Source organism: Prevotella amnii DSM 23384 = JCM 14753, assembly GCF_000378745.1.
Lineage (GTDB): Bacteria > Bacteroidota > Bacteroidia > Bacteroidales > Bacteroidaceae > Prevotella > Prevotella amnii.
On sequence record NZ_KB905305.1, the window covers coordinates 1 to 15,093 of the forward strand.

The 15,093-nt window shown below is 37.7% G+C and carries 13 protein-coding genes and 3 pseudogenes; 12 read left to right on the forward strand and 4 right to left on the reverse strand.

What is annotated here, in order from left to right; all coding sequences use genetic code 11:
- On the reverse strand, positions 1 to 88 hold an 88-nt coding region (locus F596_RS12325; protein WP_428829174.1), incomplete at its 3' end, for an IS1/IS1595 family N-terminal zinc-binding domain-containing protein.
- 241 nt (positions 89 to 329) lie between these two features.
- Here F596_RS12325 and gwsG point away from each other — a divergent pair.
- Both gwsG and F596_RS0109300 read left to right on the forward strand, forming a co-directional pair.
- Positions 330 to 1,034, forward strand: a complete 705-nt coding sequence (gene gwsG / locus F596_RS11325; protein ID WP_282705107.1) for a grasp-with-spasm system ATP-grasp peptide maturase — start codon at positions 330 to 332, stop codon at positions 1,032 to 1,034.
- Entirely contained in the window at positions 1,018 to 1,230 is a 213-nt protein-coding gene (locus tag F596_RS0109300; protein WP_019036738.1) for a hypothetical protein, read from the forward strand. The genes gwsG and F596_RS0109300 overlap by 17 nt, the downstream gene beginning before the upstream one ends.
- Here the strand turns inward: F596_RS0109300 and F596_RS12175 are convergent.
- Positions 1,203 to 1,382 (reverse strand): hypothetical protein, encoded by a 180-nt coding sequence (locus tag F596_RS12175; protein WP_231551732.1) that lies wholly within the window; start codon positions 1,380 to 1,382, stop codon positions 1,203 to 1,205. The genes F596_RS0109300 and F596_RS12175 overlap by 28 nt on opposite strands.
- Between F596_RS12175 and gwsS the strand changes: the two genes are divergently transcribed.
- The 4 genes from gwsS to F596_RS0109320 all read left to right on the forward strand — a co-directional run bounded on the left by gwsS (position 1,305) and on the right by F596_RS0109320 (position 6,799).
- Positions 1,305 to 2,285 carry a grasp-with-spasm system SPASM domain peptide maturase gene (gwsS, locus tag F596_RS11330; RefSeq protein WP_231551731.1) on the forward strand — a complete coding sequence of 327 codons (981 nt, stop codon included), beginning with the start codon at positions 1,305 to 1,307 and terminating at the stop codon, positions 2,283 to 2,285. The two genes, F596_RS12175 and gwsS, sit on opposite strands and share 78 nt — an antisense overlap.
- Positions 2,276 to 4,471 carry a peptidase domain-containing ABC transporter gene (locus F596_RS0109310; protein ID WP_019036740.1) on the forward strand — a complete coding sequence of 732 codons (2,196 nt, stop codon included), beginning with the start codon at positions 2,276 to 2,278 and terminating at the stop codon, positions 4,469 to 4,471. The genes gwsS and F596_RS0109310 overlap by 10 nt, the downstream gene beginning before the upstream one ends.
- 65 nt (positions 4,472 to 4,536) lie before the next feature.
- A complete protein-coding gene (locus F596_RS0109315) occupies positions 4,537 to 6,171 on the forward strand; it encodes a DUF6734 family protein (protein WP_026302397.1) in 1,635 nt (544 codons plus the stop codon).
- 250 nt (positions 6,172 to 6,421) lie between these two features.
- Positions 6,422 to 6,799: a transposase gene (locus tag F596_RS0109320; protein WP_169495531.1), complete on the forward strand. Its 378-nt coding sequence runs from the start codon at positions 6,422 to 6,424 to the stop codon at positions 6,797 to 6,799.
- 414 nt (positions 6,800 to 7,213) lie between these two features.
- Here F596_RS0109320 and F596_RS11595 read toward each other — a convergent pair.
- Positions 7,214 to 8,395, reverse strand: a pseudogene (locus tag F596_RS11595) (IS4 family transposase).
- 347 nt (positions 8,396 to 8,742) lie between these two features.
- Between F596_RS11595 and F596_RS12280 the strand changes: the two are divergent.
- The 6 genes and pseudogenes from F596_RS12280 to ribB form a co-directional block, all read left to right on the forward strand.
- Positions 8,743 to 9,000: pseudogene (locus F596_RS12280) on the forward strand (helicase); the annotation flags it as partial.
- A 413-nt stretch (positions 9,001 to 9,413) separates the two neighbouring features.
- Complete coding sequence (locus F596_RS0109340) at positions 9,414 to 10,028, forward strand: TetR/AcrR family transcriptional regulator (protein ID WP_008449518.1); 615 nt, start codon at positions 9,414 to 9,416, stop codon at positions 10,026 to 10,028.
- Positions 10,028 to 11,167: a StlD/DarB family beta-ketosynthase gene (locus F596_RS0109345; RefSeq protein ID WP_019036743.1), complete on the forward strand. Its 1,140-nt coding sequence runs from the start codon at positions 10,028 to 10,030 to the stop codon at positions 11,165 to 11,167. Before F596_RS0109340 ends, F596_RS0109345 begins: the two co-directional genes overlap by 1 nt.
- Before the next feature lie 76 nt (positions 11,168 to 11,243).
- Positions 11,244 to 12,968: an S-ribosylhomocysteine lyase gene (locus F596_RS11080; protein ID WP_019036744.1), complete on the forward strand. Its 1,725-nt coding sequence runs from the start codon at positions 11,244 to 11,246 to the stop codon at positions 12,966 to 12,968.
- Position 12,969: 1 nt separating this feature from the next.
- Positions 12,970 to 14,085 carry a sedoheptulose 7-phosphate cyclase gene (locus F596_RS0109360; protein ID WP_036858039.1) on the forward strand — a complete coding sequence of 372 codons (1,116 nt, stop codon included), beginning with the start codon at positions 12,970 to 12,972 and terminating at the stop codon, positions 14,083 to 14,085.
- Positions 14,085 to 14,777, forward strand: coding sequence for a 3,4-dihydroxy-2-butanone-4-phosphate synthase (gene ribB / locus F596_RS0109365; protein WP_026302398.1), 693 nt, complete (start codon positions 14,085 to 14,087; stop codon positions 14,775 to 14,777). The genes F596_RS0109360 and ribB overlap by 1 nt, the downstream gene beginning before the upstream one ends.
- A gap of 67 nt (positions 14,778 to 14,844) precedes the next feature.
- On the opposite strand, the pseudogene F596_RS0109370 reads toward ribB, so the two are convergent.
- Positions 14,845 to 15,093, reverse strand: a pseudogene (locus tag F596_RS0109370) (IS982 family transposase); the annotation flags it as partial.

A 15,093-nucleotide genomic window follows, 5' to 3' on the forward strand; every position in this document is an offset into this window, starting at 1 on the left:
CTTTGCACAAATACAGTTGTTTTCCATAACGCACTCCGTTTTTCACGGTGTGTTTACTCTTACACACTGGGCATTTTTTCTTGTTCATTATAACTTCGCTTTTTGGCTTTTCAAATACCAGCGAAGTTAATGTTTATCGAACATTAAGCTATATTGCATCCTGCAAAATGAGCTATTGAACGATTTCAAAGGTCGAAATATCTCTGAAACGTTTGAATTGCTGAGAACACCAGTGTATATCGGTAGTTAAGGAGGATTCTATCCTGCAAAATGAGCTATAGGTCAAAATTGAGAAGGCATGTGAGGGAAAGCCAAAGGTTTACAATAAGATATTCAAAGATTATCTTCGGGATGAACTCTCTAGCCTGCAGGAATATCTATTTGATGAGCTTTATCATTCTATTCCCATTAATCTGGGTGGACCAAAATATGATCTCAACCGAATGAAAGTGCAACGTCAAGCAAGAGCTTTAGGGCTTAAGACCCCAGAATTTCGTATTATCACGAATGGCAAGCAGCTGGAAGAATTTCGCAAGAAAGAGGGCAGAGTGGTAACTAAGGCCCTCAGCGAGTCGATTTATAACGTATATGATAATAAAATGTATTATGGTTATACCGAAGAGATTACGTCTATTTTCTGCAACGATAACATCGGCAATAATTTTGCTCCGTCACTGGTCACCAAACTCTGCGAGAAGCGATTCGAGGTAAGAGTGTTTTATCTTGATGGAAAATTCTATCCTATGGCCATCATTTGTCCGGTGTATAACAATGGAGAAGTCGATTTTCGCATTCATCCGCCCAAGTTGGAGGTACCATATAAATTACCTGCAGATGTAGAGCAAAAACTGGACAAGCTCTACCGTCAGCTCGGGCTAAACACTGGTTCTGCTGATATAATGGTTAATACAGAAGATGAACATATCTTTTTGGAAATCAATCCTGTAGGTCAGTTCGGCATGACTAGTATACCTTGTAATTATAATTTAGAACGCGAAGTTGCTTTATATTTGAAAAATGGCAAAACTACATGAAATAAAAATGTCAGGCAAGGATATCCAAGGATATTCTTTAGCTTTTGTCAGGCTGTATTACAGCAAAGTGTCTTCAGATGAAGATGACAAGTACAAGATATTCTATAATCCTGTAAGGCAGTCGAATACCTATTCCTGTAATATAATTGATATGCCGATATCCAAGATTTACAAACCTTTCGAAGAAAAGAAATGATATACATGAATGAAAACTACTATTTTGTCATGTATACGACGTGTCGTCTTACGCATGGCAAGCGGCAGAGCCTCATAGTTGACTATGCAGGAGATGTTTCCTTCCATATCAGTCATCAGTATGAGCAGCTTATCCGCATGGCCGATCGTCATCAGCTCAAAGAAACCCTCGCTCAGCTGGATGATCAAGAATCGAAAAATTACTTCCTCGAATTTGTCGATTACATGGTCACTCATCGTATGGCAACTCTAGTAAAAGACGAAGCTGCTTTCCCAAAGATGTCAGATGAACTCAGCTATGAGGAATATAAATTGAGAGATGTTATCTGGGATATCGATAAGAATACTACGATAGAACTTGTCGATAAGATACTAGAACGTCTTAGTCCTGTAAATTGCAAAATCGTACAGATACGCCAGAATACACTGCTCGATACTCCTATACTGGACCACATTCTGGAGGGGCTTAAGAATACTGGTGCCATTTATGTAGAAGTGCATGCAACGATTAATCCAAAACTGGACGTTCTTTATTTGGAAGATTTCATCAGCAGAAATGCACTGCTAAATAATCTCTTCCTCTATGGAAGCGAAAAAGAGACTTTTCATTCAGTCATGAAGAAGCATCCAGGATATTCATCTTTTTGTGTGGGGACCATCTTCTACAAGGACTTTGATTTTGATGGTGGAAATTCCTGCGGTACGATATGCATGAAGACCCTTGACTTCTCTGGGTACTGGACCTACGATTTGATGAAGAAAAAGAATGGATGTCTCTACAAGAAGCTATCTATAGACGCTCAAGGTAACTACCACAATTGTCCTTCGATGCAGACAACTTACGGTAATGTCTTTAGCAAGAGTATTGACGAGGTGCTTCAAGATTCGAATTTTTTATTCTGGTGGAACCTGAATAAAGACAAAATCAAAGTATGCTGTGATTGCGAATATCGCTACAATTGTTCCGATTGTAGAGCCTTTACAGAAAATCCTAGCGATCCATATAGTAAGCCTTCAAAATGTCATTATAATCCATATAGTAATTTATGGTCTTAAATAAAGTCTTTCGCAAATTCCCGTTTATTGCCCAGCATGACGCTATGGATTGCGGACCTGCTTGTCTGGCCATGATTTCCTCATATTACGGTAAAGATTATGGATTGCAGTATATGCGCGATTGCTCTTACCTTACGAGGGAAGGAGTGAGTTTGGTCGGTTTGACTGAAGCTGCAGTGACCATAGGCATGAAGTCGGTCAGCCTGCGCATCACCGCAAAAGACTTGGTAACAGCCGAACTATATCCAGTAGTGCTATTCTGGAATGCCTGTCATTTCGTAGTGCTTTATGCAATCACAAAGGCAAAGCGCTCACAAAAATACATCTTCCATATCGCTGACCCAGAAGTTGGTCGTATCAGTGTACCTGAGGATGAATTCATGCTATCTTGGGGCGATCAAGAAGGCAAAGGCATTGTGTTCGCACCTCAGCCTACAGAGGAATTTTATACTAAGGAAGTTGGAAAGACGTCAAGTTCACCAGTATTTTTTTTGAAGAAGTATGTAACCGTTTACGGTAAGGAACTGGCTAAAATTGGCGTTTGCTTAGCATCGGTCAGTGCTTTGTCGCTGACATTACCTTATCTTGCCCAGATTCTTATCGATAAAGGTATCACAAACAAGAATTATGGAGTGTTAAACATGATACTTTTTGCCCAGTTATCTATCTATCTGGGGACGGTATTAATAGAAGTGATACGCAACTGGGTAGTACTCTATACCGGTACAAGGATTAATATAGACATTATCACCGATTTCTTCGTGAAAATCATGAAGCTCCCGTTGAGATTCTTTGATACTAAATTCCTTGGTGATTTCTATCAGCGAGTGCAAGATCATCAGCGCATTAAGGATTTTCTGACATCACAGAGTATGACTACTATTTTCTCGATTGTTAGTTTCATGGTATTCTTTATTGCGCTATTTAATTACAGTGGCACTTTGCTAACAGTATATCTATTGTTTACCTTGGGATCTATTGTCTGGGCACAGTTTTTCTTTCATAAACGGGAAATGCTAGATTACTTTCGATTCAAAAATAGCAGTATGAACCAGCAGGCTATCAGTGAGCTGATTTATGGTATTCGCGATATAAAAGTCAATAATTTCGAGAAATATAAGATTAATCAGTGGCGGGAAATCCAGAAGAAAAACTATTTCAATAATCTGAAGTCACTTAAACTTGACCAATGTCAGTTGATGGGATTTGAATGCATCAATCAAGTGAAAAATTTGCTCGTGACTTATATTGCAGCTCGGGCTGTAATACAAGGGAATATGACCTTTGGCGGAATGATGAGTGTATCCTATATCATCGGTCAGATGAACTCACCTATCACTCAGTTAATCAATTTCTCCCGTGGATTCCAGGATGCCAAGCTCAGTATATCCCGTTTGGCAGAAGTACAGAATCTAAAGGAAGAGGATGAGGGCACTACCCTTAGTTTACCCAATAAGCTATCAGAAGGTATCCAGTTGCATCATGTAGGATTTCAGTATGAGGGGTCATTGTCTCCGTTCGTGCTTCACGATATTAATCTGAATATTCCGTTAGGCAAAATGACCGCCATTGTAGGAGCTTCAGGCAGTGGCAAGACTACGCTGATGAAACTGCTTCTTAAATTTTATCAGCCAAGCGAAGGTCTGATTACCGTCAATGGTATGCCACTCAACGAAATCATTTCTAGCAACTGGCATGATAAATGTGGGGTAGTGATGCAAGACGGTTATCTCTTCTCCGATACTTTTGCAAGAAATATCTCCACGAATAAAAAGATAGAACAGGACAGACTGGAAGAGGCTATGAAAGTTGCCAATATTAAGAATTTCGTGGATACCTTGCCGCAGAGGGAATACACCATGGGAGGAAGTATGGGCAACGGTATGTCTGGTGGGCAAATGCAACGCTTACTTATCGCTAGAGCTATATACAAACAGCCAGAATTTATTTTTTTCGACGAGGCAACCAGTGCCCTTGATGCAGAAAATGAAAATGTCATCCAGCATCAGCTGCGAAAATTCCTCCGCAATCGAACGTCTATAGTCATCGCACACCGTTTGAGTACGATTAAGAATGCTGATCAAATTGTAGTACTCTATCATGGTCACATCATGGAAATTGGCAATCATAACTCGCTTATCAAAAAGCAAGGTTATTATTATAATTTGATACAGAATCAACTATAGAACAATATGATGAATGATTTCATACGGGATAAGAAAGGATTTATCATAAGATATGCCATACCGCTATGTCTTATTGTATTTCTCGTCATGGTATTCTTGCTAATATGTATGAAAGTAGACGGAACTCCATTATTGCAGATAATCAAAAATTACTATATACAATGAACTACATACAAACATTTTACCCTCAGGGAAAACCAGTGTTGGAGAATGGATACGGTTGGCTGCGACCAGAATACAATTTGATGAGCTGGGCTTTGAGTTGTCTACAGCTAAGAAAGATCTATGACCATGTTGACCTGTATACCGATAATATGGGTAAAAATATCCTCATCGATGAACTGGGCTTGCCCTACAATAAGGTATATACCGATTTCAATGAATATGATCAAATTGACCAGCACTTGTGGGCATTGCCGAAGATTTACACTTATTCAAAGCAGCAGAATCCATTTCTCCATATAGATGGAGATGTATATCTCTTCGACAAACTACCAGAAAAGTTCAATCAGTCAGAATTGATAGCTCAGAATATGGAATATTCATCCAAATACTATTTGGATACCATGGTTCAGCTAAAGAGACATTTTACGTACATCCCCGAGGTCGTTAAGAGCGATTTTAATTCAGATAAGTCTTTTTTAGCAGTAAATGCTGGTATATTAGGAGGTAATGATGTCATTTTCTTTAAGAATTATACAAAGGAGGCTTATACTTATATTAAGAGAAACCAAAAACATCTAAAGGAAATTGATGCCGATAAATTTAATGTATTTTTCGAGCAGCATCTATTTTATGCGTTAGCTCATAAAGCTTGTAAAAAAGTATCCTTGCTCTTTGAAGATTTGGAAAATTCATATGGTTATACACATCTTGCTGATTTCCTAGAAATCAACAATCGAGTGAAATATATACATCTGCTTGGTAATTTCAAGCGAGATGAAGATCTTTGTCTCCAGATGGCTATCACATTGCGTAATCTTTATCCAGAATATTATTATCGCATCTGCCGTCTATATCATCGCAAGCATCTGCCGTTTTGCATTACAACGCCAGAAATAAATAGCTGTAGCATCGAAGAATATCATCAGATCTGTCTGAATGCCTATCATGGAAATAAGATTTCAAACACTCAGCACCATGTAGCCGATGCTTCAAAAGAGATGGAATTACTTACTAGAACAGAAATCGGCCGACAGCATCCTGAAAAATTGGATAAGTTTGCAGACGATGTTAATAAGATTTGCAAGAAGTTCTGTCATTTGAGCAAGGAATTTGTTTATGGCCGCGATTTGGAATGTATGAGCTGGCAGGATAAAGCTTCCCGAGGAGATAGAATTACTATATCCAAGGAAGCCTGTATCATAACATCAAGTTACAATTGGGGCGGTAAGCTGAATCAGCTTCGTAGGAGTTCGATAGAATATTACGAGCGAGTCAACTTTGACTTAGAAGGAGAGTATTATTGTATTGTGGTGCCAGAGCTTCTAGCTAAGGGATATCAGATACATGATATTGATGATGTAGAGCTCTGCATATTCGAGGAATTACATGAACCAAAGACCCTGGAAGAATTACTCGATTCATGCACCAAATATTTTGATGATGAAATCATAAGAAAGAATTATTTGAAGTATGAGATTTTTATCGGTACACTTATCAAGCGTCTGATAAGCATCAAAGCTATTCACAGTATATAGGACCTGCTAATAAAACTCAAAGTAATGATAATTAGAAACTTATGTTATGACAAATTTGTTCAATTGACGAAAAATGATTTTCCTTGAGTGTTAAAAGCATTAAGAAATGGCATACAATGCTACTTGCAACATTGTAATCACGGTCTGTTTGCCTCCTAGGAATCTATCTTGGATTGAGTGTGTCCAATAGGTGGGTCAAACTCGGTGGCGGGCTTCCTTGGGACAAGATAGAGAAGGAATACAACAGCGTTTGAAGAACAGTCGTAACAGTTCTAACAACAAGGCGGTTCGTATGGCTGTGGATGCCCTAATAATGAAACACGTGGAAAAGTTGAGCGTCAAGAATACGGTTTTGGCCATTCAGGAAAATCCTTACATGCAATATTCGCTCGGTCTGGAAAAGCTCACTGAGAAGCAAGCTTTTGTACCAGAACAGTTTGTCCTAATTCGCATGGGGCTTAACCATGATTTCTTTTACATACTGACCTCGCTGATGGCGAAAGCGGACAGAAGCATGCCAAAGAAGAGACGACCGATGAAGACGACAACGACTGCGGCGGACACTTTGAATACCGATGGCACATACAGCGATACTGAGATTCGCTATCCGACAGCTTACAATATTTAGGAGAACGGTAGCAGGCTGATATACTGTCTGCTATACAAGTTCTGCAGCCTTCACAAAATCAAGAAACTTCAGATTTATCAGCCGCATCTTCGCCCCATTGTCAAGGGAAAGGTAAAATCCAAGGTAGAGTTCGACGCGAAGATTGGTGTCTGTATAGTAAATGTTGGCGTAATGGACATTTGGTAGGCTGAAAAAGCTCCAAATGTTCGTAATGGACAAATGGTAGGCTAGTTCTTTCCAGTCTACTTTATTATATTCAGAAATATTGCTGTCCGGTAAAACTCAAAAGGGCATAAAAATCCTCCCCGAAGCCCAGTAAAATTGGACTTCGGGGTTTATTTTTTCAAAAGTAAGCCCCCTAATCGAAAAGACTTGATTCAGGCGACGCTTTTTGCATCTCCTTTTGCAAGGAAATCATTCCAAGTTTTTTCGGGATTTTCCATGAATGCGATAAAATCGACGTAGTACATAAGCATAAGCCCGTATCATGGTAACAACTTGTGAGAATGCACAATGTCTCTTGATGCTTCTTGACAGGACTGTTATCAGCAGATTCGCTATCAAGACTACCCCTGTCTGTATTTGTATGGCATTGACGCTGTCCCCATAGAAGAAATGAAGCGGGAAGTTCTGTTTAAGCTGTTTGTACAACGACTCGATAGCCCATCTTAGGCGGTAGATTTCAGCAATATCCTCAACCGTAAAGTCAAAGTTGTTGGTCAATAGTACAATAGGTCTCTTTGTCTCGTAAAATATCTCCACCCATCTTGCCTCGTAGGTGAGTTCTCCTCTTGTAAAAAGCACTTTCTGATCAATATGCGTTACGAGGCCCTCTGCATTGATATACGTAACGGATTTAAGTTCCTCATACTTAAGGTTTTTCTTCATTTTAGTCACGTAGCAAACGCCCTATTCTGTAAGACGTTGGAATTGTGCGATATCGACATCGCCACGGTCCATTGCTAAAGTGGAGTCTTTAGGCAGATGAACCTCTTTGACCAGGTAATGGTCGTGTTTTGCAGCAGAGGTGAGTTGCACCACCATTGGCACACCGACATGATACTTCATTACCGTATGCACTTTCATTCCGCATTTCTTCTTGCCTGATTTTGGATGTCGCCCGACACCTTTAAGTATGTTATCAAAGAGTGTTATAGTGGTAGAATCCATCATGTAAAGCAACTTCTCCCAATCTTTAGGCTCGTGTGTATGCCCCTTATAGCACTGGGAAGGGCGGCTGTCCGCTAAAAATTTGGCATACTTCTCCAAAAGATACGCATAAACACTTGCAAAGAACTCCTGAGGGCGGCGTATATTGGCCTCAGCAAGCGTGCTGCGACGAACCAAATAGCTCATTCCGAGGTGTCTGAGCTTGTGAGCCTCTGCCTTCATGCCTATCTCAAGTTCGCGCAGAGAATCAAAGTGTTTGAGTATGCCGAACAGCATTACGACGAGATGTTGGTAGTCGTCAAAACGCTTCACGTAAGCCTCGCTTCCTTTAGTTTCGTGGCTTATTTGAAGAATTTTCTCTTTGTCGAGTAACTTTAATACTTGACTATAGACCGGCTGTCCGGTAAAATGACTATCTTTGCTCATGGTTATATTTATTATATTGAGAAAACAAAGATAACCAAAAGGGCTGATACTTCGTGAAAAGTGTCAGCCCTAATTTATTTTGTTTGAAAAAGTTTTACCGGACAGCAATAAAAAAGAAAGAAAACAAATCTGAAAATGAACGGATTTAACACTTCCTGTGGTAAAATATTACCGAGGATATTGTAATATTCGGTTTTTATCTTAACTTTGCAATGGGATTAAGTGTTCTTTGAGGCAATGCAGAATAAAGAATTGAAAAGAAACTCGCTCGTTTCTTATTCGTTCACCCTTTGACACATATTCTTCTCAGACTTCTAATAATCAGGATTTTACTATTTGTGAGATGATTTTATGCGGAGATTTGCGACTTCCGTACAGCCAAGGACATTGGCATCGACCGCCCTGAGAAGAATGAGATACTGCACAACATACCACCTACACCCGAGCAAGAGGTGTTTATTAGCAAGCTGATGGAGTTTGCCAAGAGTGGCGATGCCACAATCTTGGGACGAGCACCTCTGAGTGAGAGCGAGGAAAGAGCAAAGATGCTGATTGCAACAGACTATGCCCGCAAAAGATTCTATAAATTTATATCTTTCAGATAATCAGCAAAATAAGAAAGAATAAAGGATAAAAGGGTTACGATTTGGAAACGAGCAAGTTTCTTTCCCTTTCTTTATTCTGCAATGCCTCAAAGAACACTTAATTTGATAATGCAAAGATAACACTTTCTGATGAAACCAGTGTGTTTTTACGGAAATAAATTGTAGATACACCTTAAAATTAATCACATCTAACTTTATAGGAAATAATTTTTAGAAGTTTTAGTGTCGTTATTATACCAGCAAAAAGACTTATAATCAACCATTTTACACTGCAATATATGAAAAAGAGAGAAAAAAGAAACTTTTTAAAGAAAAAACCTCCGAAAAATTTGGTTACAATTATAAAATTTCATATATTTGCGAACATTAAAAAGATTAGTACCACCGTTATAATAATTTAGAAACTATTATTTATGGGAAGCAAAACAAAAGATAAGACAGATTATATATTGCAAGAAGCATTTAAACTCTTCTTGTCAAAAGAATATGTAAATGTAACAACTGGAGATTTAGAAGAAGCCACAGGAATAACTCGTGGCTCTATTTATTATCGAACTAAAAATAAAGAAGGACTATATAGGGCTGTTATCGATAAGTTTATATTTGATTTCATATCTGATGCGTTGAATGCGGATATTCCTGCTTCAGAGAAAACTCCATTCTGGACTTATATTGACTATGAATTGAATAATACAGAGAAACGAATGAGAGTGATGAAAGAAAACAGAATTGATAAAAACATCTCTGCGCAATATGTGAATTTATTGGCATCTGCGTCTTTTCATTATAATGGATTTGTGGAAAAATATAATGAAATAGAGATACTAATTCATAATCAATGGAGGCATTACTATGATTTAGGTGTCAAATATGGAGAGTTGAGTGGTAATGTGGAGTCTGATCTGGCAATATCATTGTTCCGTTCCTTGTATTACGGAGACTCCTTTTTACTTGCTATTACGGGTGATGGATTGAGTATCCAAGAATTAAGAAGGAAATACATGTTAATCTATAATGCTGTAAAATAATGAGAGAAGTTTATATAACAAGAGTTTCATCATTTTTGCCTAATAGGGTTGTAGAAAATGATAATATGGAACAATATTTAGGACTTATCGGCGATAAGCCTTCAAGGACACGTTCCATTGTATTAAGACAGAATGGCATAAAAAAGAGGTATTATGCTTTGAATGAGAAACAACAAATAACACATTCAAATGCGCAATTAGCAAAAGAAGCCGTTGTAAAATTATTTGTAGATAATAAAATTCCCAAAGAAATCTCTCTACTCTCTTGTGCCACAAGCACTCCTGACCAATGGATTCCTTCACACGCATCTATGGTGCATGGAGAACTGGAGAATTTTCCAATGGAGATTTTCTCTTCGGCAGGAGTGTGCCTTACCTCTTTGCAGGCGTTAAAAATATGCTATAGTAATATTCTCGCTGGATTACATCAGAATGCCGTTTGTGTTGCTTCTGAATTTCCCTCCCCTACATTAGTCTCGAAATTCTATGATCCTGAATATGAAATAACACATGAGAATCCGGATTTAGATCCTTATATGGCATTTGAGAAAGATTTTCTTCGATTTATGCTTTCAGACGGAGCAGGAGCAGTATTAGTGCAGGATCACCTGGAAGGGGAAAGTCCACTAAAAATAGAATGGATAGAAATGACCTCTTATGCTAATGAACTTCCTACCTGTATGTTCATGGGCGCAGAATTAGGTGTTGACGAACAAGTGAAAAGTTGGAAAGAATTCACTCCGGAGGACATAAAGAATCGTGGAGTAATGCTATTGAAACAAGACATTAGGCTGCTAAAGAAATACATTATCAAATATTGGGTTGACCATATCGAAGCCGTACTTGCCAAACATGATGTAAAAGCGGAAGAGATAGATTATGTCATACCTCATGTTTCATCAATGTTCTTCTATGAGAAATTAAATGACGAAATAGCAGCTCGTAACATTGCTCTGACAAAAGAGAAATGGTTTGTGAACCTCCCCTCTGTCGGGAACGTTGGATCGGCAGCTATTTATGTAGCTTTAGAGGAATTGCTCAGAACTAAGCACATAAAAGGGGGCCAGAACATTCTTCTTCTTGTCCCTGAGAGTGGCAGATTCTCATATGGAACAGTTTTGCTAACTACTCTTGAATAGGAATACTGTGGTATATAACTTCTACAAGCAGAAATAAATACGCATAATTATAGTTAATTTTTAAAATTAAAATATTATGGTAAAAACAAGTTATAGTCTAAATGGTTTAACAAACGTAGATATATTTAAAGGTATCTCGGAACTAGAAAATGCAGGTTATTCGTGGTTTGAGTTTTCATTCCAAAAAGAATTGTTTGATCCTAAGATGTTGACAAACTCTCAACTTAAGGAGATAAAAACCTTTTTAGAACGGAAAAGCATTCGTCCTGCGTGTATATCGACGGCCACGACTTTCTATCTGTCAACAGTGCCTCACGAGCCTTCTGTGTTATCTCTTGATGCCGAAAGCAGGAAAAAACGTATTAACCTTATAAAGAGAGGAATAGATATCGCACGTATTTTGAATGTACCTATAGTCAGTTTTCAAAGTGGCTATATACGAAAAGAGCACGAGTCTTGTAGTCCAGAGTACGTAAGAAATTTGTTGATTGATTCTATACAAGAATTATTGTCCTATATTGGAGACTCTCCCATAACGCTTGTTATAGAGCCTGAGCCTGGAATGTATATTGAGACAATTGCTGATGCAATGTCTCTAATAAATGAAATCGCATCTAGTCATTTTCTACTGCATCTTGATGTCGGTCATGCTTTCTGCACCGAGGAAAATTATTTACATGCGATAAAAGACAATTTAAACCATACAGCTTATATACATATTGCTGATATAAAAAATGGTGTAAACGTCAAAACCCAATTAATGACGATTGAGCAACTGGAGCAATTTCTTGAAAAAAAAGAGGAGAATAAATACTTCTTATTGTTCAACGAGAATACTATATTTTATGATGGAACAAGTAAAAACATATATCTGTTTTGTGATGACGAAAGGAGTCAAGAAAAAGAAGAAATAGAGAATATTATCGTTTTGCATAATTCAAAAAGTATCCCCTTTTCACAGCTAGGCGAGTTAGATGTTAATAGGCCTATATATCCTGAAGCGAAGGCCTATATCGATTCTATCGGAAACATTGATCGAACTCGACTATTTTCACTATTATCTGTAATAGCTTTCTTAAGAGAGGGAACTCATCCAATTATAGGAGAGCCAATATGTAATACGGTGAATGGCAAAGTACATTTCCACGAACGGCTTGGATTTGGACATATAGACCTCTCATCTGTTCTTCAAATGATAGAAGCCTCATCGTATCAAGGAGTTGTTACTGTAGAGCTATATAATCATGTTAGTATGTGGGAAAAAGTTGTTCCAGAAAGCATTGCATACATATATAAATGTATAACTCCAACTCTTCCTTTTGACAAACTAATGGATGAAGAATGGAATCGGAGTCTTATGGGAGATACATTGGATCATACTGTTGTCAAGTCTCCCTACATAAGAGTTATCGATTACAAGATTATTAAAAACAGTGAGCTTGTCATCTCTTATGACCTTCGTTTCGTACAGCCAAGTGAAGAGGTTATTCCTGTTGATGTAATGCATTCGTTAGAACATCTTCTTTTAAAAGAATTTAGACTTTTGTTGAAGGATCGATTCGTATTGCTATCTCCTATGGGTTGTCAGACGGGTTTTTACTTAGTCGCACTAGGATATATTTCCAAAAAGGAGATGAAGGCGTTGTTAGAAAAAGCTTTACTATGTGTAGTGTCAGAGTCTGTTGTGCCTTATGCAAACAGATATCAATGTGGAAATCCAAATATTCATAACCTTATTAGTGCGAAAGAATACGCCTCAAGAGTGTTACATGAATTACCATCAATTTTCAATGTTTACTAATATGAAGACAAGCAAAGGATCTATAGAAATCAAACATTTAAAAGAATTTAAGTACAAGATACAAGAAATAAGTTCCCTTTTCGATGTAGAGCAAAATGCTTTTAACTTAAATAAGGGAGATAGACGGTTTGTTATTATAGACTCCGTCATTGATCAATTGTACGGACATACCATAAGAAAATACTTTCAGGGGTTTGAATGCCAAACATTCTTTGAAGTCATTGACTCTGGAGAGAATAATAAATCACTTTCTTCATTTCTGAAGATCTTTTCAGATTTGGACAGATTTGATGTTGATCGAAGAAAAGAACCAATAATTTCTATTGGAGGTGGAGTTATTACAGATCTTGGAGGATTCGTTGCCAGTTGCTATAGAAGGGGTGTTCCTCATATTGCTGTACCGACAACATTAATGGGTTTTGTCGATGCATCAATCGGGATTAAAACAGGTATAAACTTTAACAATCATAAGAACAGAATGGGGAGTTTTATGCCTCCTCAAGCTGTACTCTTAGACGAAACTTTCTTAAGCACACTACCAACAAGACATATAATTAATGGCTTTGGGGAGGTCTTTAAGATAGCTCTGATAAAAGACAAACCATTATTTGAATTATTAGAACAAAATGGATACAATATAGTTGATGATATCACTCTCCCTATCACTAAGACAATCCTACATTCTTCTATAGTAGATATGCTTGAGGAATTAGAGCCGAATTTGTTTGAAGATAATCTTGATAGATGTGTAGATTTTGGTCATACATTTAGCCCAATAATAGAAATGCAAGATTGTGAAAATATTTTGCATGGAGAAGCTGTAGCACTTGATTGCTTTCTTTCGTCATGTATAGCATTTAGTCGTAATATTATCTCAGAATGTGAATTAAAAAGAATATCTTCTCTGTATTTTCACTTGAAATTTCCACAAATACTCACTTGTAATAAAGACTTTCTTTGGGAAAGCGTACTTGAACGTAAGAAACATCGTGGTGGGTTACAAAGAATTCCTTTTCCTACAGAAATTGGAAGATATGCTTTTATAAACGATTTAACCAAATGTGATATTGAAAATGGAATAGAAATAATGTGCAAATTATTAACGAAGAAAAAGTAATGAAAAAAGACGTTTCGAATGAAAACCTTCTCGTACAGTATGGTAAAGACGCTGAAGCACGAGTAAATAATGCTATTAAGCATTTAAGGGTGGGAAAAGGAATATTGCTTGTAGACAGCCCCGAAAGAGAAAATGAGGGGGATTACATCTTCCCCGCACAAACAATGACAGTTTCTAATATGGCACAAACCATTAGGGAATGCAGTGGTATTGTATGTTTGTGTATAAGACAGAATCAAGCCGATCGCCTAGGGCTGAAATTAATGACTAATCACAACACGAGTGCTTATGGCACAAACTTTACGCAATCTATAGAAGCCGCTGTCGGAGTCACGACGGGTGTTTCTGCTCATGATCGTATCCAAACAATAAAGATTGCAATAGAAGAAGCTTCTACTGCATCGGATATACATATTCCTGGACATGTTTTTCCTTTAATCTCTAAGGAAAACGGAGTTCTTGAGAGGGCTGGTCACACAGAAGGAAGTGTAGATTTAGTATCTCTTGCAGGATTTAATCCTTGTGCTGTATTGTGTGAATTAACCAACGTTGATGGGACTATGGCGAGACTTACTGGGATTGTAGATTTTGCCAATGCCAATGAAACTGTTGTAATTTCCATTGACGACATTATTTCGTACAGAAAACAGAAAGGACTTCTCTCTCCAATAATTCAAGAATTGCACAGATGAAGATGTAATAATTTTTTAACATTACGTATGCTTGAATATAAAGTAATTCTATAACCCGTTGGCGGAATTAAGCCAGTGCATACTTGACTCTTCCAATGGGTCTATTATTAATGTGATTTAAATATTGCATTGCGGTAAAGGCACTGATTTTACCGATAATTCTTGTAAACAATCCTACTGTTTCCTTTGCATAGTTGCGGCAAATCATAAATTGGTCGCACATCTGCGAGAAGTCTGTTTCAATCCTTTTTCTCGCCTTCGCAAAAGGAATAAAAGTAGGTTTCCAATTCTTTTGATTGTGCCGATAAGGAACTTC